We start from the raw sequence: 20850 nt of genomic DNA, 5'->3' as shown, positions 1-20850 counted from the left end.
GCAATACGGATTTTCCGGTGTTTCGCGGTGTCGCTGGCGGCTCTGATGATGTCTGTCAGCGCTGCGCTGGGACAACAGCTTGGCGGCGGTGCCGCGCCGGATATACCGGTGCTGCGGGTCGTGCTTGCGCTGGTGCTGTGTCTGATCGTGGCCATTGGTGTCATATTGTGGTTGCGGCGTCGGCATGGTCATGCTGGCGGCAAAATGCCGCTCGCGGGTTTTCTCCGCGACAGCGACGCCGCAACAGGGCTGAATATTGTCGAGACGCGCAGGCTCAATGCCCATTATGACAGTTGCGTGATCCGGCATAATGACCGGGAATATCTTCTGCTTCTCGGTCCGCAGGACGCCAAGATCCTCTCCGATCAGCCCGTCTGTGGCAGCCATGACAGCGACGACACCCGCATAGTGGATTGGCCCCATGTCGCCGGATAGTCTGATGCTGCTTGCCGACGCAGCGATGTTGGTCGCGTCCAATGGTGCATCCGGAGGACTGGGGCCATCGGTAGCGGGCATTACCGCGGCTGCAGGAAACAGCCCCGACACTGTCCGGGTAGCCCTGATACTCACTCTGATGGCAATTATTCCGGCGCTGTTCATCAGCATGACCAGTTTCGTCCGCATCGTCATCGTACTGGCGATGGTGCGCCATGCCTTTGGCATGCCGGAAACGCCACCGAACCAGGTGCTGATCAGCCTTGCACTGTTTCTTTCGCTATTTTCCATGGGTCCGACGCTGACGGCGCTCAATGACGAGGCGGTACAACCCTTTCTGGATGACAAGAAAGAGCTGTCGGTGGCGATTGAAGATGGCACCGCGCCGCTGCGCAGCTTCATGCTGCGGCAAGTGCGCGACCAGGACATCGAGACGATATACGCCATTTCGCGAGAACCTGTTCCGGCCACCGCCGACGATGTCGACATGCTCAAGCTGATACCGGCATTCCTGCTCAACGAACTGCGTGTCGCGTTCATGATCGGCTTTGTCATCTTCCTGCCGTTCTTGCTGATCGACCTTGTGGTTTCCAGTGTCTTGCTCTCGCTCGGCATGATGATGGTGCCACCCGCGACAATTTCCCTGCCGATCAAGATATTGATGTTCGTCCTCATCGATGGCTGGTCGCTGGTGCTGCAGGGTGTACTCGGTAGCTTTCAATGACGATCCTGGGCAAAGGGCGGGTGACGGGAAAAGGCCTCGCGCTTGTCCATGATCCGATGTGGACGGAGGCCGATCTCTGGTATCGCATTGCGGTGCGGGATGAGGATGACGCGCGGCAGCGCCTGTTCACACTCTATCTGCCTTTTGCCAAGAAGATTGCCGCGCGAGAATATCACCGTCGGCGCAATGACAATTATGACAGGGCCGATCTGGAGCAATGGGCAATGGAAGCTTTGCTGCAGGCGATCAACCGGTTTGACCCGACGCGCCGGATACCCTTCACCGCTTATGCCCGGCGGCGCATTACCGGCCATATTGCCGATGGTATTGCCAGTATGAGCGAAGTGGCGCGCCAGTCGCGACACTATTATCTGGCAGAAAGGGAAAGGCTGGAGCATCTCAAACAGGGGGCAACCGGTGAGGATGATGATCCGCTTGCCGCGCTGCGGCGTCTGGCGGTCGGTCTGGCGCTCGGCGCGATGCTGGAGGGCACACGCATCTATGTTGATGAAAGCCAGCCCAGCGATCTGCGCAATGGCTATGACCAGCTGCTGTGGAAGTCGACGATGGAGCGGCTGGATGGCGCGGTTGATGATCTGCCGCCGCCCAAGCCTTTCATCATCCGCCAGCACTATCAGAACGGCGTCAGTTTCCGCCAGATCGCAAAGCTGTTGAAGCTCAGCGCAGGACGCATATCGCAGCTGCATCGCGAAGCGCTGTCGGGCCTGCGCCAAAGGCTAGGGAAAATATGATAGGATTGTATAATGAGGAGAACGATATAATGACCTTTTGCCCGGATGATGACATCCGCCAGTTGCTGCAATTGATCGATTCAGACGATGTGCAGGGGCTGGCCGAGCTGGACAGTGCTATTGACCGTTTTCCGGATGATGCCCGGCTGTACTTCCTGCGCGGATCGCTGCTAGCGGCCACTGATCGCAAGGTCGAGGCGCTGCAATTGATGCAGCACGCGGTTGCGCTCGACCCGGAATTTCATATCGCCCGGTTCCAGCTGGGCTTTTTTGCGCTTTCTTCGGGGGATGCCGAAGCGGCCAGGGACCATTGGAACAGACTGGAGAGTCTGCCGAAAAATCACTATTTGCGGCTGTTCGTTACCGGGCTGCATCATCTGATTGCCGACGAGTTCACGGCGACGATTGCCACTTTGCGTCAGGGCATCAGCCTTAACCGCGACAATCCGCCGCTTAATCATGACATGCAGCTGATTATCGACAAGTGCGCAGATCTGATGGCTATGGCCGAACCGCAGGCTGCACCAGCGCAAGCGGCGGGGGGAGAGACCGAACTGTCTTCGACATCGTTGCTGATCAATCAGCTCGCAAAACCCAAACAGCCGTGACCGGACGATAAAGCGAGACAGCATGACCCGTATCGACCAGAATCAGCAGCTTATCGCCCTGGTACGGCAACAGCTGGAGCGCTTATCCAAGACCCGAAAGGCGGTCAGGCCCAAAACGTCTGCCGGTGATGGCAGCGCCGACAGTGATAGGCTGTCGGCGCTGCAGCGTCTGGACGCTCTGAAACAGGCTGCGCCGGAGCGGTTGCATCGGGCGCTGATAGAAGGGTTGCTGCTCGAGGAATTTGGTGATGGCGTGGCCAATGACGCGCGCTTTCAGAATGTCGTCGACCGGGTGCTGATGCTGCTGCGCAGCGATGCCGAAACGCAGCGGTTGCTAGACCGGGTGGTTGACCGGATGACCGAATAGATATTGCTGTTTCGTGTTCGGTCAGTGCAGCGGATTTGCACCAAAAATCACGCTACCTGCGCCACCGCCCGTCAGCCCCGACAGCATTGCGCCGAGGCTTCGGCCCTCGGCATCGATCGGATGTGCCATGGCCCGTGCGACCAGTGCCTGTGCTTTTCCGGTGTCGCCGGCAGCTTCGAGCATGATGCTCTTTGCCAGCGTGGCCGAGAAGCATTGGCGATTGAGACGAAACGCCACCTCGCACTGGCGTTCAGCCGCTTCGCTGTCGCCTTCTACAAGGTTCAGCACCGCCAGTGACCCATGGCTTTCGGCAAAATTGGGATCTATATCCATCGCCGTGGTGAAGCGAGCACGGCATGTCTGAAGGTCTCCTGCAGAGAAATAGGCCCAGCCGGCGGCCAGCCACGAACCGAGATGGGTGCCGAACAGTCTGGCACCGCAGTCGAGATCCTGTGCTGCTGCTTCATGAAAGCCGTTGCGTAAGCGCGCCAGCCCCTGACCGATCCATGCCCTAGCCTGACGGTCATTTAATGCCAGCGCCCTGGCAAATTCGCGCTCGGCTTCTTCGGTCCGGTTTGCCTCCAGATGCAGCAGCCCAAGCGTCGTCAGGGCATCGGGATGTTCACCGGCCTTTTTTGCACTGGTCAGCGCCAGTGACCTGTCTGCCATATCGAGCGCAAGCGTTGATATTGCAGCCATCAGCCCGCGATCTTCGGGATGCACCGTCATCAGCGCTTTTGCCTGCTCCTGCGCTGTCTCGAACTGCCCGGCAGTGTGCAGCGTCTGTACCCGCAGCGCCGCGGCTTGCGGCAAGGCTTCCGCCAGTTCGTCCGACAGCAGCGCGAGTGCCTCCTCATGCCGACCCTCAAGTGCGTGGCACCAGGCCAGGTTGAAGCGTGTTGCATCGTTGACGATACCAGCATCGTGCAGGCTCTCGAAATGCGCAATGGCGGCTGCCGCATCGCCGCGCTTCAGCGCCAGCAACCCGGAGAGATTGCGTAGATTGGGGTTATCCCTGTCACTTTCCGGTGTGGTTCTGATCAGCTGATCCGCAATATCCAACAGTCGATTGTTGAGGGCCAGCGTCAATGTGTCTAGCCGCAGCGTCATATTGCCGGGATCGTCCTTCAGCCATTCCAGTCGCTGTAGCGCCATTGCCTTATTGTCGGTCATATTCTGCTCCATGCAGGGTCATTAGTTGCTGACTATCGTCATCCGCTGTCATCGTCATACTCCACCACGGCGAAGGATTGCAGCGCGATCTTCATCGGGATCTCATCGACCGAAAGCACCGCCAGCCTGGGGATGCTTCGTCGCGTCAGCGCGCGCAAATGGCGGCGCAATTCCGGGCCGCACAGCAACACCGGATTACGGCCTTCGCGTCCCATGGCCTCGGTCAGCGGCAGCAGCTTGCGCAAAAGCTTCTCTGCAAGTGACGGCTCTACCACCGCAGATGCGGGCGGCTCACTCCCGGCATTGCCGACATTGGTCATGATCCGGTGTTCATAGCGTGGATCGAGGCTGAGCACTGCCAATTCCGCATGGTCGCCACGCAACCGGTGGCAGATGGCGTTTTTCATCCGTTGCCGCACATGCTCGGTCAGGGTCGCGATATCCTTGGTCTGACGACCGGTATCGACCAGCGTTTCGGCGATGAGGTCGGTATTGGCGATCGATACATTCTCTTCCAGCAGCCTTTGCATCACGCGCTGGACATCGGCCACGGCCATGATGTTGGGGATCAGATCCTCGATCATGCCGGCTTGGCGACTGCGCACGCCTTCGAGCATCTGCACAACATCGTTGCGTGTTAGCAGGCTGTCGACCTCGCTCTTCAATGTTTCGCTGAGATGCGTGATCAGCACCGTCATCGGATCGACCAGCGTATAGCCCAGGCTGTCCGCTTCTTGTCGGAGATCTTCATCGATCCAATAGGCCGGTAATCCGAACGCCGGATCGGTGGCGCTTATGCCATCGAGGTCCTTCATGACGTTTTCGCTGCGCACCGCCAGCAGCTTGTCGCTCAATATTTCTCCTTCGCCATGCGGTACGCCGGACAGCCTAATGGCATAGCCTTGCGGTTTCAGGCGCGAATCCTGTCTCAGCTTGACCTCTGCGAAGCCGAAGCCGAACTGCTCGGTAAATTCGCGTCTCAATGTGCCGACCCGGCTGCTGATAATCGCCGCCTCGCCATGCCACTGATCATGCAATGCCGGGCCGAGACCAATCTCTATTGGTAGAGGCACGGCAGCGACATCGACACCATCAGTCTCTTCGGACGTATCATCAAGTCTATCCTCGGCTTCGCCCGATTGCCGCTGGCGTCGTATGCGCCACCAGACAAGGCCAAGCAACATGATGATGATCACAATCGGCCATTTCGGCATGCCGGGCAACAGCATCAGCAATAATAACGCTGCGGTGACGATCACCGGAATCCGCGGCACAGAGCTGAGTTGTGTCAGCACCTCGGTGCCAAGCTCGCGATCGGCCGCTGAGCGGGTGACAATGATGCCGGTGGCAATCGAGATGATCAGCGCCGGAAGCTGGGTTGCAATGCCATCGCCGATGGTAAGCAGGGTGAAATGCTGCAGTGCGTCGATCCAGCTCATGTCCATCTGCACCACACCGACAATCCAGCCGGCAATGATATCGATCAGCAGGATGATGATGCCGGCAATGGCATCCCCCTTGACGAATTTACTGGCACCATCCATCGAACCATAGAAATTCGCCTCTTTCTCCAATTCCCGGCGTCGCGCAATCGCTTCCTTCTGGTCGATCAGGCCCATGTTGAGATCGGCATCGATGCTCATTTGCTGGCCCGGCATGGAATCGAGAGTGAACCGCGCAGCGACCTCTGATACGCGCTGGGCACCGGAGGTGATTACGACATATTGCACCACCACCAGGATGAAGAATACGACGAGGCCGATGACGAAATTGCCCTGCACCGCATAGCTGCCGATCGAGCCGATAACATCGCCGGCATCTGCACCGGTGAGGATAAGCCGGGTAGCCGCGACATTGAGCGCAAGCCGAAACAGCGTTGCGACCAGCAGCAGCGAGGGAAAGGTCGAGAATTCGACCGGCTTTGCGACATAGAATGTCAGCAGCAGGATCGTCAGGCCAAGGCCGAAATTGATGATGATCGCCAGATCAAGAACGAAAGGAGGGATCGGCGAAAACAGGATAAGCAGGATGATGATGGTGCCGATCACCAGTGCCAGGTCACGCGATTCACCGAGCAGTTTGCCGATCACGAGCTGTGCTCCCTCTGGCTGTCACTCTCCTGCGATCGCTTCTTGTGCGGCAGCCGGAGATAGATGCTGACAACATCGCGATAATAGGCCTCGGGAATCATCGCCCCGGGCTTGCACGCCTTGTACAGACCCTGCGCCAATGGTCTGTTCTCGATGATGGTGACGCTGTTGCGCCAGGCGATCTGCTTGATCGCCAGAGCAAAATGGTTGCGACCCCTTGCGACGAGCTGCGGCGCTTCCATCTGCTCCGGATCATAGCGCAGGGCCACGGCAAAATGCTCCGGGTTGACGATCACCACATCGGCGCCGGCGACATCGGCGATATTGCCGCTGGACTGGGTGAAATCGGCATGGAGCGATTTGCGCTTCTGCTTCAGCCGTGGATCACCTTCGCGATCCTTGTTCTCGCGGGTAACCTCGCGCCGGCTCATCCGCATCTGCTTGCGATATTCCTGCCGCGCGATGATCTGGTCAAGCACCACGAAAAAGGCAGCGCAAACGGCGAAGGCCAGCAACAGCCGTAACGCCGATAGCTGCATCGCATCGACCAGCCGGTCGGCATCGCGCATGCTATGGGCATATTGCTGCACGCCATAATGAACAACCAGTCCCGATACAGTGGCATAAACCACCAGTTTGACGATGTTTTTCAGCGTTTCCTTGAGCATCTTCATGGAGAAGAGTCGCTTCAGACCCTTAGCCGGGTTGAGCTTGGTGAAATCGGGTTTCAGCGGATGGGTGGAAAACAGAAAGCCGCGAAGCTGCACGATTTCGAAAAACACCACGATGGTGATGGTGATGGCGAATAGCGCGAGCAGCGGCCAGAAGAAACGCATTGTCATATTCTGCAGCAGATCGACCAGCGCCAGCGGGTCGCTATGGCTGTGCACCGGCAGGCTCAGTACATGGCGCGTGTTCATGGCCAGGGCTGTCATATAGGGGCCGCCAAAAACCATGAAAAAGCCTAGAAATGCAATGATGACCGAAAGAAAGCCAAGGTCCATGCCACGCGCGACCTGGCCTTTTTCGCGCGCCTTTCGCAGCTTGAACGGCGTTGGTTCTTCCGATTTGTCCTGCTCATTTTGCTCCATCAGCGTACCACCATGCCGGCATTGTCCAGCGCCAGCCGGATCAATCTGAGGAACAGCGTCGCACCGGAGGTAATGCTGATCGGCAGCATGATCAGCAGCAGCATTGCCTTGATCTGGAAACCGAGCAGCATGACATGCATTTGCGGCAGGGTCTTGGCCATTGCTGCAACCGTCATGTCGGTAAGGAAAAGCGCCAACAGAACCACGGCGGCCAATCCAAAGGCGATGGTGAAGCTGGTCGCGATATGGCCCATCAACAGACCGGGATCGGCTGTAAGTATGGCCGATCCAAGCGCGATATTGTTCAGTGATGCCGACCAGAGGGCGAGCATCTCCACCGGTCCGTTCATGGTAAAGAAGAAAATCCCGGCAATATAGGCGAACAGCGTTCCTATAAGCGGGGTGCGCGAGCGCGTCGCCGGTTCGATCAGCGTCGCCAAGCCGAAACCTGCCTGTACGTCTATGGTGCGTCCCGCAGTGTAGAGCGCTGCAAAAACAACCTGAAACGACAGGGCTATGGATGCGCCGAGCAAAAGCTCACCCGCAGCTGTCGCCAGGATGCCGTGTTCTGCGAATGGTGCGAGATAACTGTTTTGCGGATGCAGTCCGGTCAACCACATGCTGATCGCCAGACTGAGCACGAGGCGAACGCTGACCGGAATGCGCAACAGGGTGAATGGTGGCGCAAAGATGAAGAGTGGCCCGATACGCAGACCAAGCAACAACACCGTCATCACCCAGCTTTCGAAATGGTCGATCACAGGCCTGGCCTGCCTATGGACGGGATGGTCATGTACATAGAGATTGCGAACTGGGTGATCAGGCTGACCATCCACGGCCCCAGCGCGATCATGATCGCGGCGGCGACTATCAGCTTGGGCACGAAGCTAAGGGTTATTTCCTGAATTTGCGTCGCGACCTGCAAGATGCTGACCAGCAGTCCGACAAGCAAAATAGCGCCCAGTATCGGACCGCCGATTATGACTGCGTTCCACAGCAGTTCATTGATGAAACTCAACGCCCGATCAGCGGTCATTCCCTGCTTCCTCTGGTCGATCGCGCCGGTGCGGCGACAGCCCCTTTCGCTGCCTTTATCTTGACCGAAAAAGTAAAGGGAACAGCCACTGGACAGGGTTTAACCCTCTGGAAAATATATGAATATAATCAAAAATTAACCATGTTTCGAAAATTCTTTGCGCTTTGGGCTAAACTTTTTCCGACATCCACAGACCAATGATCACAGGTTCAACACAGCGTCGGCCGCGCCGGCGGATGGCAATGAGGTGATCACTATGGTGGCAATCTTTACCGGTTCGGCTACAGGCATGGAAACGGGATCCAGCGCGCTGCTGGGCAATGCCGGGTTTTTGGGGCAGACGGGCCTTGGACGGGCTGGCGAAAACCTGTTTCTCAACGCAGCCAATGGCAATTTGCTGGTGACCCGGCGCGACGAGTTTCTTGTCGGTCGCGGCCCCGATCTCGGCATATCGCGTACCTATAACAGCCAAGGCCAATGGGATGGTGACAATGGCGACAACTGGCAACAGAGCACGTCACGCCGGGTTCACGGGCTGACCGGAACGGTCAATACGGTGGGCAGTACGGTGCGCCGTACCGGTGCGGATGGCAGCGATATTGAATATGCCTGGGACGATAGCCGTCAGGCCTATGTCTCGACCGCCGGTGCAGGCGCACATGACACCATCACCTTTGCCAGCGACGTCTGGACCTGGACCGATGGCGACAGCCAGGTCGAGGAGCAATATGACAATCTCAATGGCGGCAGGATCACCAGCGCCGAAGACACCGACGGCAATACCCTGAGCTTCACCTATAGTGGCACCCAGCTGCAGCGCATCACAACCGCCGACGGCGATTATGTCGAATATGGCTATGACGCCAATGGCAACATTACCGAACTGACCACCTATTACAGCGACCATGCCAATGGCGGCGCGGCCGAAAGCCTGGTCCGCACCTATTATGAATATGACGCCAGCGACCGGCTGGAGAAGGTAATAACCGACCTGTCGCCGGAAGATTCGGTCAAGACCGACGGCAATGTTTACGAAACCAGCTACAGCTATGACGGCACCAGCAACCGGGTCGCCAGCATCAGCCAGACTGACGGGTCACAGCTGGATATCGCCTATGCCCTGATCGATGGCGATTATCGCGTCACCAGCCTGACCCAGACCGTCGCCAGCGGCGAAACCCGCCTTACCAGCATCGCCTATGATACGGCCAATAATGAGACGGTGATCACCGATGCCGCGGGCAACATCACCAGCATGACCTATGACGATGATGGCAGGCTGCTCCAGATCATCGCGCCGCCTGCCACTCCGGGAGAGCTGTCGCAGGTCCGGCAGTTCGAATATGATGCCGATGGCAATGTCATTCGCACCATCGAGACCGAAGGGGCCAGCTTCGCCTCTACAGGGCGTGGGGCCGATGCAACCGGCACTGCAGACACATGGCCCCCTTTTACCGACCCTCAGCCCGCGGCACAAACCGGACTGCCCGGCTGGTCGGCCTTCAACCTTGCCGAAACGCGGTGGGAAGCGTCCGACGTGCCGCATGGCGTTACCGGCCATGATGCTGGCTGGGCGCTGGAAATGGGGAATGGCGGTGGGTCGGCCACCAACAGCTTCACCGTCGATGAGGACCAGTCCTACGAATTTACCTATTATTTCAAGAAAACCGGTCCTGCCGATCACGACCTGCAGTTTTCCGTTGGCTATTCTTCCCAGGGGCATGCGTCTGTCATCGATAACACCAATGGCAATGTGAACGCCTTCCCGCAATTTGGCCGGCTGACCAAGGCGCAGCAGGACGGACTGCAGAGCGGCAAATGGTACAAGGCCGTGGGCTATGTCATGGGCAAGAACGCTGCCAATGCATCCCATGGCACGCATGGCGGCGTCTATGATCTCGAGACCGGCACCAAGGTTCAGGGCATCGATTTCAAGTCTTTCCGCTGGACCCCCGGTTCCGACAATCAGACATCAACCAGCCGGTTCTATACGATCTCTCCGACCAGTGGCACCTATGACACCACCCTCTATAGACCTGAAGTCCGCGCCATTGCCGATGCGGCTATCCTCGATGGCAACGACAGTCTCGATGTAACCGTTGACGAGATACTGAACGGCCCGCCTGTGTCTTTCGCCTCGTCGGGTCGTGGAGAGGACGAGATAGGCACTGACCCATGGCCCTCGGATCTGGCGACCACACCAGCCCAGAATGGCCTCCCAAGCTGGCAACCTTTCAATCTGACAGAGACCCAGTGGGAAAAAGGCGATGTACCCTATGGCATTGCTGGCCATGATGCTGGCTGGGGTCTGAAGCTCGGCAGCCAGGATGGGTCCGGGGCTGGTGGAGGTACAACAACCGGTCAATTCAATATCGACAAGAACAAGAGTTACGAATTCACCTATTATTTCAAAAAGACCGGTCCTGCGGGCCACGAACTCAGCTTCACACCAGGGAACAGCGATGACGGATCGCCGCAGGTCATCGACAACAGCAATGGCATCGCCACCAACTTCCCTTCCTTTCTGAGAATTTCGACCGCAGACCAGGACAGCAAGCTGACTATCGGCAAGTGGTACAAGGTTGTTGCCTATATACTCGACGATAGCCAGACAGCGACCGCGTCCGCCGGCACTCATGGCGGCGTCTACGATCTCGAAAGCGGTAACAAGGTCTCCGGTCTCGACGTCAAATCCTATCGCTGGGATCCGACGATGACCGACACCACTATCGGCAGCAAATTCTTTGCGATCGCTTCGACTGCTGCGACTTACGACACGACAATCTATAAGCCCGAGGTGCGTTCTGTCGCGAATGCAGCCATCCTCGACGGCAACGACACTCTCGATCTCACCATCGACGAGATACTGAACGGCCCGTCCCAGACCGTACCTGCAGGCTTCCTCTATGACGAGACCGGGCGGGCCACGGTCTATGAGCATGATGCCAACGGCAATGTCACGCTTGTCCGCGATCCGCTCGGCAATACGGTGGCGCGGACCTATGACGCGGTGACAAATGCACTGCGCACTGAAACCGTATATCGCACCCCCGATCCGGACGGTGCCGGCAGCCTGCAGCCCGCCGAGCCCGCCACAACGCGCTTCGTTTATGATGGCGAGAACCATCTGCGGTTCGTGATTTCGCCCGAAAACACCGTCACCGAATATAGCTATACCGGTTCCGGTCAGGTCAGCATCATATCGGTCTATCCCGAACATCCCTATGTCCATGTCGGGACACCGCTGGCCGAGGACGAGGCACCCAGTCTCGCCGAAATGACGACCTGGCGCGGCAGTCAGGGCGACCTCAGCCAGATCGATATCCTGGCCAATTTCTACGATTTGCGTGACAATCTGACCCGCACCATCAATTTCGCCCAAGCCGATAGTCAGGGCAATATCGACTGGACCAGCGGGGTGGACGCTTCGACCACCCATTATACCTATGACCAGGCCGGTCAGCTGCTCGAGCGGCGTACTGTAGGGATCACCAACACCGAGACATTTGTCTATGACGGTTTGGGTCGCGTCATCGTGTCGAATGATCTCAACAATAATGACACCAGCATCACCTTTGACGATGCCGCCAGCAAGACCATCACCACATTGGCCACCGGGCTGACCCGCACCGCGACGTTCAACCTGGCGGGCGAACTCATCAGCGAGGTGCTGTCGAGCACGGCCCAGACCGATCCGGCTACGGAATATGCCTATGACGATCTGGGCCGGTTGCGCATGGTGACCGATACGCTGGGTCACCACAGCCACCGCTTCTACGATGATGCTGGCCGCATGGTGGCGATGGTCAGTGCCGATGGTGCGATGAGCGAATATCGGTATGACAATCAGGGCCGCATGGTCGCCACAGTCAATTGGCATAATCGTCTCGATGCGGTGACACTGGCTTCGCTGGTCAACGGCAATGGTGAGCCGGTGGACATGGCGCTCGACACCATACGCCCGATGACGGATGCCGCCGATCAATGGCTATGGAATGTCTATGATGCCGCCGATCGGTTGATCCAGACCATCGACAGCGCCGGATCGGTGAGCGAATTCGCCTATAATGGCGTTGGAGAACTGATCCGCACCGTCAGCCATGTCGAAGCGCTGTCTGCGGCGGCGCTCGACGGGCTCAAGGCTGCGGCGCCCGATGCGCCGGTTGTGATGGTCGAAGACGCGGCGGTCGATGCCATCAGCCGCAGTTTCTACGACCTTGACGGGCGTCTGACCGCAAGCCTCGATGGCGAAGGCTATCTTACCGAGATGCGCTATGATTCCGCCGGGCGGGTTGTGGAAACCATTGCCTATGCCAATGCCACCAATGTCGCCGATCGCGCCGCCGGGACACTGGCCACGCTGCTCACCGGTCTCGCCGACCCGGCCGAGGATCGCCGCGAACATCGGGTCTTTGATGGCCTGGGCCGTTTGCGGTTCACCGCCAATCATAAAGGCCAGCTCACCGAATATGTCTATAATTCTCCTGGCGAGCAGATACGTGTCATCCGCTACGCCAATCCGCTGCCCGATCCTTCCAACGACTATAGCTTTGACAATATCGCGGCGATGGTTGCCGATCCGCAAAACAATCTTGCCGGTGATCCGGACAATCTCACCAGCTGGTCCTATCGCGACGCCGCTGACGGCACGCTCGCCTATACAGTGAATGATAACACGGTCACAGCATTTGCCTATGACAGCTTCGGACGCGAGATAAAGGCGACCGTCTATGAAGATACTCTGCAGCCAACCGAAACCGATAATGTCTACACCATCGGCAGTTGGGCGAATCAGAACCGGAACGACCCCGACAACCGCACGACGCGCAGCTATTATGATGATCGCAGCCAGCTGCGCTATAGCGTCGATGGCGAAGGCTATGTCAGCGAGAATGTCTATGACAGCGAGGGCCAGCTGATCGAAACCCGTCGCTGGGACGATGCGGTGACGGTCAGCGACACCACCGATATCGCTGCGCTCGAAGCGCTGTTGAACGGTACCAGCTACACCAGCACGCTGTTCAGCTACACGCCCGATAACCAGCTGTACGAAACCACCGACGCGACCGGGATGGTGACGCGCTATATCTATGACGGCCAGGGTCAGTTGCTGCGCGAAATCGCCGCGCTTGGCGCCGTGGACGGCCAGAGCAATTCGCTCGAGCGCATCACCGAATATGCCTATGACGGGGCTGGTCGGCTAATCAGCGAGACGCGCGCTATGGGCACGGCTGAAGCGGTTACCACCAGCTTTGCCTATAACGGCTTTGGCGATCTGGTCAGCCGCACCGATGCCAGCGGCACCGGCGACGCCGTGACGACGACTTACACCTATGACCGGCTCGGGCGCCAGCTCAGCGAAACCCGGGGCTATGGTGACCCGGAAGCGATCACCGTCTCGGCCAGCTATGATGCCTTCGACAATGTGACCCAGCGGGTCGATGCCCGCGGCAATATCAGCACTTACACACATGACTCGCTTGGCCGGATCATCAGCGTCGAGGAGGACACCGACGCGACAGTCGGCACCAACATCATCACCACCCTTTATGAATATGACCATATCGGCAATCTGGTGAAAACCGTCGATCCCGAGGGCAATAGCAGCTTCTATTATTACGATAATCGCGGCCGGGTGACGCTGAGCATCGACGCCGAAGGCTATGCCACGACAACGACGTATAACAGCTTTGGCGAGATGGTCAGCACGACGCGCTATGCCACCGCCACCAGCGGTGCGGCTGTCGGTGCCCCCCCGACGCCGACAGCTATAGCGGCTGAGGACAGCGTCACCAGCTATGTCTATAATCACCGTGGCGAGCAGATCGGCCAGACCCGCTCGGTTGATGCCAGCACCACGATCACTACCAGCTACAGCTATGATGCGCGCGGCAATATGGTGCAGGCGATCGATGGTGAGGCCAATGAGACTCACTATTACCATGATGCACTGGGCCGGGTGACGCTGATGGTTGACGCGGAAGGCTTTGCCACCGCCACCAGCTATAATGTGCATGGCGAAGTCCTGACCATGACGCGCCACTTCAACCCCACCAGCGGTGCGGTTATCGGCACACCACCGTCCATTACCCCCGATGCGGTCAAGGACAGCGTCACCGGCTATGCCTATGATGCCTGGGGCCGGATCACCGGCATGACCGATGCCGAAGGTGGCCAGACGCTTTACAGCTATGATTTGCGCGGCAACCAGCTGACGCTTACGGACGCCAATGGCAATGTCACCAGCTATGCCTATGACAGCCTTGACCGGATGATCAGCGAGACCCGTCCGGGCAGCACTGCGGTCCTTTATGCCTATGACAATGCCGGCAATGTCACCCAGATGACCGATGCCAATGGCGTCATCACCCTGTTCGAATATGACGGGCTGAACCGTGTCACCCGCCAGGTGGCCGCGTCCGGTCTGACAGAAGAGGCAGAGACGCTGTTTGCCTATGACAATAACGGCAATGTCGTTCAGACCACTGATGCCAATGGCAATCTTACACATAACTATTATGACGCGCTCGACCGGCTGACGCTTTCGGTTGACGCCGAAGGCTATGCCGTGCGGAACAGCTACAGCCATCTAGACGCAGTCGAAAGCGTCATCCGTTATGCGACTGCAGTGGATGTCGCTACGCTCACGACGGCGACCGAACCGACGATCACAGCCAATGCCACAGAAGACAGCACCACCCAGTTCACCTATGACGCGCTGGGACGTCTGACCGGCACCACCGATGCCGAAGGCCATGGCGAAAGCTATGTCCTCGACGCCAATGGCAACCGCGTCCAGATCACCAACCGGCTGGGCGGGGTGATCACCAATGTCTATGACGGTCGCAACCTGCTGTTGTCAGAGACGCTGCCGATGGAAAGCCGCGACAGCAATGGCACGCTGCTCGCCAGCATCGTCACCAACAGCTTTACCTATGATGCCAATGGCAACCGCCTGACCATGACCGAGGCTGCGGGCCTTTCGGAAGCGCGGACCACCAGCTATGCCTATGATGCCAATAAACGGTTGATAGAAACCCGTGGCGAGGCGGTGGATATCACCGATCCTGCAACCGGCGCGATCACCACCGGGCATATCCCGGTCGAGCAGGTCGCTTATGATGCCAATGGCAATGTCATCGAAACAATCGACGCTATGGACGCACGCACTCTGTCCTACTATGATGCGCGCAACCGCAAGATTGCCGAAGTCAATGCCGTCGGCACCTTCACTACATGGGGTTATGACGATAATGGCAATGTCACATCGACCAGGGTCTATGACGATGCGCTGATGCTGCCCGTCAATGCCGGCGGAACACCCCCGGCACCGGCACCGGGCGCAACCTATCGCGAAACCCTGTACAGCTATGACGGCCGCAACCTGCAGACTGAAACACGTGTCGCCAATGTGCAGCAGGGCTATCTCAACGGCAGCAACGTCTACGTCCACAGCATCGCCGATATTGTCACCACCAACCATTATGATGCCAATGGCAATCTGATCGAGGTTGTCGATGCCAATGGCGGGCATATCTTCAGCTATTATGACGCACTCGACCGGCGTGTCGCCCAGGTCGACCAGAGACAATTCCTCACCGAATGGACCTATGACGATGCCGGCAATGTGCTCAGCGAAATCCGCTATGCCACGCCGCTTGCCGCTACACCCGATCCTGCAATCCGGCCGACGCCGGTTATCAGTGCCGATGACCGCCAGACCGACTATAGCTATGACCGGGTCGGCAACCGGCTGAGCGAGACACGTCTTGGCGTTGCCCATGCTAGTGTCAACGCTGCTGGCGTGATGAGCGAAGCTACGGCCAGCGCCACCATCGCCTACAGCTATAACGGCCTCGGGCAGGTGACGCAGAAGACCCAGGCGACGGGGGAATCCATCAGCTATGCCTATGACCAGACCGGACGGCTGACAAGCGCCGTCACCAGCGCTTTTGCCGATCACACCGATACCAATGTGCAGCAGGAGACGGTCAATCGCTATGACGGTCTGAACAACCTGGTCAGCACCTCGATCAACGCCCTTGGCGGCACACCGGGCGATGCCCGGGTCACAAGCTACAGCTATGGCGCCGGCGGACGCCTTGACTCCGTCACCAATGCGGGCGGGGTGCAGACCAGCTATGCCTATGATGCCGCGGGCCGCACTGTCTCCGAGACGCTGGGCGGTCTCAACCGCGTGACCTGGACCGAATATGACGCGCTCGGGCGGGTGGTCGAAACCCGGATCGGCAGCGGTGACGTGCAGGGCTTTGTCTATAATAGCCATGGCGAGATGACCCAGCGCAGCCTCAACAGCGTGGTGCAGGACGAGAATGTCTATGACAATGCCGGTCGGCTGGTGAAGAGCAATGCCGGTGACGGCGTGTGGCGCGCCTTTGTGCATGATGCCAATGGTCAGACGACGATGACCATTGTCAGCCGTGGCACGGCGTCGCTCGCCACGGACAGCCAGGCGACATTGCTCGCCGCCGTCACCAGCGGCAGCACCGCGCTCGCCAATCTGGGTGACAATGATTTCGCCGTCATCGTCAGTGAATATGATGCGCGCGGTCAGCAGGTGGCAACGCATGCGCCGGACATCGCCATCGCCAATGGCAGCAATAGCGGCACCGTCGATATCGTCATCACTACCCGCCAGGCCTATAACGCCTTTGGCGAGGTCGAGAGCCAGACCGATGGCCGCAATTTCACCACGACATTCGCCTATAATAAAATGGGGCGGCAGATCAGCCAGACCAGCAACAGCGTGGAGATCACCCTTGCCAACGGCATCGATCAGACCGGCGCGCTCACCAGCTACAGCTATTATGATATTTCCGGCCGCGCCATCGCCAGCCGTGATGCCAATGGCCATCTGACCACCGCGCATCTGCTGGCGCATAGCGGCTATGAAGGCAGCGAGGCGATGATCACCGCCAGCTTCACCCCCGATGGCGCGGTCGAGCGGCGCGGCTATGACGTGTTCGGCGATGCGCGGCTGCTGACCGACCAGGTCGGGCGCGAGACCGAGCAGATTTTCGACGATCTCGGCCGGCTGACCCAGGTCACCAAGAATTCGGGCTTCCGCCATTATTACGCCTATGACGAAGCCGGCCAGCAGATCGAGGAGTGGAATGACTGGTCCACCGCTGCCAACAAGCAGACCACCAGCTATGACGATCAGGGCCGCGTCACCTCGGTCCGTGCCTTTGGCGGCGATATCACCAACACCAGCTATGTCTGGGACGCGACCATCGGCGACAGCGGCGGCTGGACCCAGACGGTCACCCATGTCGCGGCCAACAACATCACCGCGATCAGCGAGATTGACGGCTTTGGCCGCACCCATGAGACCACCGATCTCGGCGGCCGCGTCACCAGCTACAGCTATAATGAGGCGGGCCAGCTCGCCAGCCGCAGCTATACCCATGCCACGCTCGGCGCCTTTAGCCACAGCTACAGCTATGATGCACTGGGCCAGCTGGTATCGGAGAACCACAATACGCTCTCCGCCACCTATCGCTATGACGCCAGCGGCAACCGCGTTTATGAAGGGCTGACCGAGGTCGGCACCGGCGCCGATACGCTGAAAAACGCCACCGCCACCTATGACGCGCTGGGCCGGCTGACCGAATATCACGAGCGTGGCACCGCGATCATCGGCGCGGCGAAAGCGCCCGAAGCCACCATCAGCTATGCCTATGACGCCAATGGCAATGTCCGCCACACCAGCACGACGCACCGGATAATCGACGATCAGGGCGCAGTTGCGGGGCCGGTGCACACCCGTAACAGCTGGTTCCTCTATGATGCGATGAACCGGGTGACGACGCATGACGGCGAGCTGAATGGCGGCCAGATTGTGCGCGGGCTGCAGGGCGTTGATATCACCTACAACGCCGATGGCCGCCGCGCGACATCAACCCAGACCGGGGCCGATCTGGAAATCTCAACCGATCTGTGGACCTGGACGCCCAATAATGGCGGCTCTGTGCTCTTTTTCAACCCTGCTCCAGGCGGCGGGCAGCCGCAGGAAGACCTGACCGACGGCACTTGGACACATTATTCGCAATGGGGTTATACCGGCACGCGTCAGGAGCTTTTCAGCTATGATGATGACGGGTATTTGTCGCAAGTGCATGCTCGCCAGAGCACGTTGAGCATTGTCGATGGCGCCACCGCACTGACCTTCGACCATGTCAATCTGTCGTCACAGGCGCTGCAATCGGAGCACAGCCATGACGGCCTGGGCCGGCTGACCGACCAGAAGGATTACAATACCGGCGGCCATCTCGCCTATCACCGCCTCGCCAATTACAACGCCAAGGGCCAGCTTGCCACCGACACGGTGCACAATCGCCGGGTCGAGAACGGCACCGCCGTCACCTATAGCGCGACCTCGACCTATGATTATGGCAGCACCACCGGCCCTGATGCCAACTATGCGCTGGGCCAGGTGGTCAGCATCGTCACCGACAATAGCCGCAGCGGCGGCAGCGGTGATCAGCCCAAGGACACGCTGACCGTCCATGGCTATGACTGGCGCGACGGCGCGGTCCAGGCCTGGACCTCGTTCGATCCCGATGTCGCGGTTACCCCGACGCCGACACCCACGCCAACCCCGACACCCACGCCGACACCCACCCCGACACCGACACCGACACCCACGCCTCCGCCGGGCGGTGGCGGCAATCCGGAGCCGGATCCGATCACTGTCGTCGAGCAGAGCGGCAGCGGCATGACCGCGACCAGCGCCACCACCGGCGATGAGCATGAGTCGCTGTTCAGCTATGACATTGCCGGCAATCTGACCGAGGTGGATATCGATGACGGCAATGCGCGCACCATTGCCTATGTGAGCGATATCAACGGCCAGATCCTCCAGCGTGATCAGGATGATGGCGATACGCTGACCGGTGATCCGCGCGATATCTGGTATCGCTTTGGCGGCGGCGAGATGGGCCATATCGGCAATAACGGCACCCGCAATGTCGATTATGCCGTCTCGATCCGCAACCGCGAGGCCGGGGTAGAGGACGGCAATTTCGAGTTCGGCGCGACCAGCGGCAACCCGCATGCCGATTTTGCGCAAGGGTACGCCCAGATCAACAGCTATGACGGCGCCGGCTCGTCGCGCTCGAGCTACACCGTGCGCGCCGGGGATACGCTGGCCGGGGTGGCGCGCAGCCTGTGGGGCGATGCGGGGCTGTGGTACAAGCTGGCCGAGGCCAACCCTTCGGCGGCGGCCGCCGGTGGCAGCAATGGCGCGGGCACGCTCACCCCCGGCGCCCAGCTGCACATCCCCGCCGGGGTCCAGCGCGCGAGCTTCAACGCGTCCACCATCAAGGCCTATAACCCGGCCGAAGCGCTGGGCGACACCGCGCCGACCACACCCGAACCCCCCAAAGACCGCGACAATGGCTGCGCTGTCGTCGGGCAGATCTTCCTGGTTGCCATCGCCATTGCAGTGACCGTGGTCACCGCGGGCAAGGGCGCGCCGATCGGCAAGCAGATCGCCGCGGCAGCCTTGGGCAGCACGGTAAGCCAGGGCGTTGGTGTTGCCACCGGCATCCAGGACCGGTTCAGCTTCCGCCAGGTCGGGCTGGCGGCGCTGAGCGCCGGGGTCACGGGCGGTATCGGCCCTGATGGCGGTATCTTCAAGGATGGGCTGTTCGCCGGGATCAAGAGCAATGTCGTGCGCACCGCAGCCACCGCAGCAACGGCGAGCGTCATCACCCAGGGCGTTGCGGTGGCCACCGGGTTGCAGAAGAGCTTCTCGTTCGCCGGGGTGGCGGGCGCCGCGCTGGGCGCCGGGCTGGCGGTGGGCGTTGCCGAGAGGCTGAACCTTGGTGATCTCAACGCCGAGGGTGGCCAGAGCGCGCGCAACATTGCCGGGCACACACTGGCGGCGACCGGCTGGCTATTGCGGCGGAAAGCCTGCGAGGATGTTCTTCACGCCTGTATCGATGGCTTCGCCCGAACCGCTCAGCTCGTCGCGGCTCAATCGCTTGGTGCCCACCCCGTGCCAGACAGGAGCGCGGCGGCCGACGTCATAGATATCGATGGAGAGGCTGCCCTCGGTATAGTTGCTGACGACGGTTTCGGTGGCCATGCTGGGGTAATAGGCGGGGAAATAGCCGCGGCCCCAGCGCCAGTTCGCCCTTGTGCCGTAAAAGGGGTTGGCCACCGGGACCTCGCTGACGCTGGTCTTGTCGCGGGCACCGACGCTGTAGGATATGGCAAAATCGGCGCTGGCCGTGTCGGTGACATAGCGATAGCCGCGCGCTTCGAGCTCGGTCTTGATCGCGCTGGTGATCTTCTGTTGCTGCAGCGCGGAGACCGGATATTCGCCAAAGGCGGTATAGGGGTTTTCACCGACCCAGCCAAAGGTGCGATAGCCGGAAAAATCCTGCGCCGGGTCGCTGTCGGTAATGATCCGGCCCGTGGTGGCACAGGCGGTGAGGCTGAGCGCCAGCGCAATGGCGATGGCGGATGCAAATCGTCTCATATTTTCTCTCCTCTGCTTACCGGCAGCCATAACAGATCGCGGTTACAGCGTCTGTACAGGCCATGA

The 20850-nt window shown here is 59.4% G+C and carries 11 protein-coding genes; 6 read left to right on the top strand and 5 right to left on the bottom strand.

What is annotated here, in order from left to right:
- The first annotated feature begins 27 nt into the window (after positions 1-27).
- The 5 genes from AAFX04_10675 to AAFX04_10655 are packed head-to-tail and all read left to right on the top strand — an operon-like array spanning position 28 to position 2886.
- Positions 28-435, top strand: a complete 408-nt coding sequence (locus tag AAFX04_10675; GenBank protein ID MEO1045894.1) for a hypothetical protein — start codon at positions 28-30, stop codon at positions 433-435.
- On the top strand, positions 422-1159 hold the full coding sequence (gene fliP / locus AAFX04_10670; GenBank protein ID MEO1045893.1) for a flagellar type III secretion system pore protein FliP: 738 nt from the start codon (positions 422-424) through the stop codon (positions 1157-1159). Before AAFX04_10675 ends, fliP begins: the two co-directional genes overlap by 14 nt.
- Positions 1160-1179: 20 nt before the next feature.
- On the top strand, positions 1180-1911 hold the full coding sequence (locus AAFX04_10665) for a sigma-70 family RNA polymerase sigma factor (protein MEO1045892.1): 732 nt from the start codon (positions 1180-1182) through the stop codon (positions 1909-1911).
- 29 nt (positions 1912-1940) lie between these two features.
- A complete protein-coding gene (locus AAFX04_10660; GenBank protein MEO1045891.1) occupies positions 1941-2519 on the top strand; it encodes a hypothetical protein in 579 nt (192 codons plus the stop codon).
- A gap of 22 nt (positions 2520-2541) precedes the next feature.
- Positions 2542-2886 carry a hypothetical protein gene (locus AAFX04_10655; GenBank protein MEO1045890.1) on the top strand — a complete coding sequence of 115 codons (345 nt, stop codon included), beginning with the start codon at positions 2542-2544 and terminating at the stop codon, positions 2884-2886.
- A 21-nt stretch (positions 2887-2907) separates the two neighbouring features.
- On the opposite strand, the gene AAFX04_10650 is transcribed toward AAFX04_10655, so the two are convergent.
- From AAFX04_10650 to AAFX04_10630, 5 genes are read right to left on the bottom strand one after another with little or no spacing between them, the layout of a single operon-like run.
- Entirely contained in the window at positions 2908-4059 is a 1152-nt protein-coding gene (locus AAFX04_10650; protein ID MEO1045889.1) for a tetratricopeptide repeat protein, read from the bottom strand.
- A 38-nt stretch (positions 4060-4097) separates the two neighbouring features.
- A complete protein-coding gene (locus AAFX04_10645) occupies positions 4098-6149 on the bottom strand; it encodes a flagellar biosynthesis protein FlhA (GenBank protein MEO1045888.1) in 2052 nt (683 codons plus the stop codon).
- The gene (locus tag AAFX04_10640; GenBank protein ID MEO1045887.1) at positions 6146-7240 is read right to left on the bottom strand and encodes an EscU/YscU/HrcU family type III secretion system export apparatus switch protein; all 1095 of its coding nucleotides are present in this window, start codon (positions 7238-7240) and stop codon (positions 6146-6148) included. The genes AAFX04_10645 and AAFX04_10640 overlap by 4 nt, the downstream gene beginning before the upstream one ends.
- Entirely contained in the window at positions 7240-8001 is a 762-nt protein-coding gene (locus tag AAFX04_10635) for a flagellar biosynthetic protein FliR (protein ID MEO1045886.1), read from the bottom strand. The genes AAFX04_10640 and AAFX04_10635 overlap by 1 nt, the downstream gene beginning before the upstream one ends.
- Positions 7998-8276 (bottom strand): flagellar biosynthetic protein FliQ, encoded by a 279-nt coding sequence (locus AAFX04_10630; protein MEO1045885.1) that lies wholly within the window; start codon positions 8274-8276, stop codon positions 7998-8000. Before AAFX04_10630 ends, AAFX04_10635 begins: the two co-directional genes overlap by 4 nt.
- 256 nt (positions 8277-8532) lie before the next feature.
- On the opposite strand from AAFX04_10630, the gene AAFX04_10625 reads away from it, so the two are divergent.
- A complete protein-coding gene (locus AAFX04_10625) occupies positions 8533-20850 on the top strand; it encodes a hypothetical protein (GenBank protein ID MEO1045884.1) in 12318 nt (4105 codons plus the stop codon).

The sequence above is a fragment of the Pseudomonadota bacterium genome, from assembly GCA_039818985.1.
Taxonomy (GTDB): Bacteria; Pseudomonadota; Alphaproteobacteria; order Sphingomonadales; family Sphingomonadaceae; genus Alterisphingorhabdus.
The sequence above is the reverse complement of the archived record's forward strand: the minus strand, read 5'-3'. Positions and strand labels throughout refer to the sequence as shown.

Excerpts from the sequence above, each read along its gene's own strand:
- AAFX04_10625 (MEO1045884.1), top strand. The coding sequence starts at position 8,533 with ATGGTGGCAATCTTTACCGGTTCGGCTACAGGCATGGAAACGGGATCC.
- AAFX04_10655 (MEO1045890.1), top strand. The coding sequence starts at position 2,542 with ATGACCCGTATCGACCAGAATCAGCAGCTTATCGCCCTGGTACGGCAA.
- AAFX04_10640 (MEO1045887.1), bottom strand. The coding sequence starts at position 7,240 with ATGGAGCAAAATGAGCAGGACAAATCGGAAGAACCAACGCCGTTCAAG.
- AAFX04_10650 (MEO1045889.1), bottom strand. The coding sequence starts at position 4,059 with ATGACCGACAATAAGGCAATGGCGCTACAGCGACTGGAATGGCTGAAG.
- AAFX04_10660 (MEO1045891.1), top strand. The coding sequence starts at position 1,941 with ATGACCTTTTGCCCGGATGATGACATCCGCCAGTTGCTGCAATTGATC.
- fliP (MEO1045893.1), top strand. The coding sequence starts at position 422 with ATGTCGCCGGATAGTCTGATGCTGCTTGCCGACGCAGCGATGTTGGTC.
- AAFX04_10630 (MEO1045885.1), bottom strand. The coding sequence starts at position 8,276 with ATGACCGCTGATCGGGCGTTGAGTTTCATCAATGAACTGCTGTGGAAC.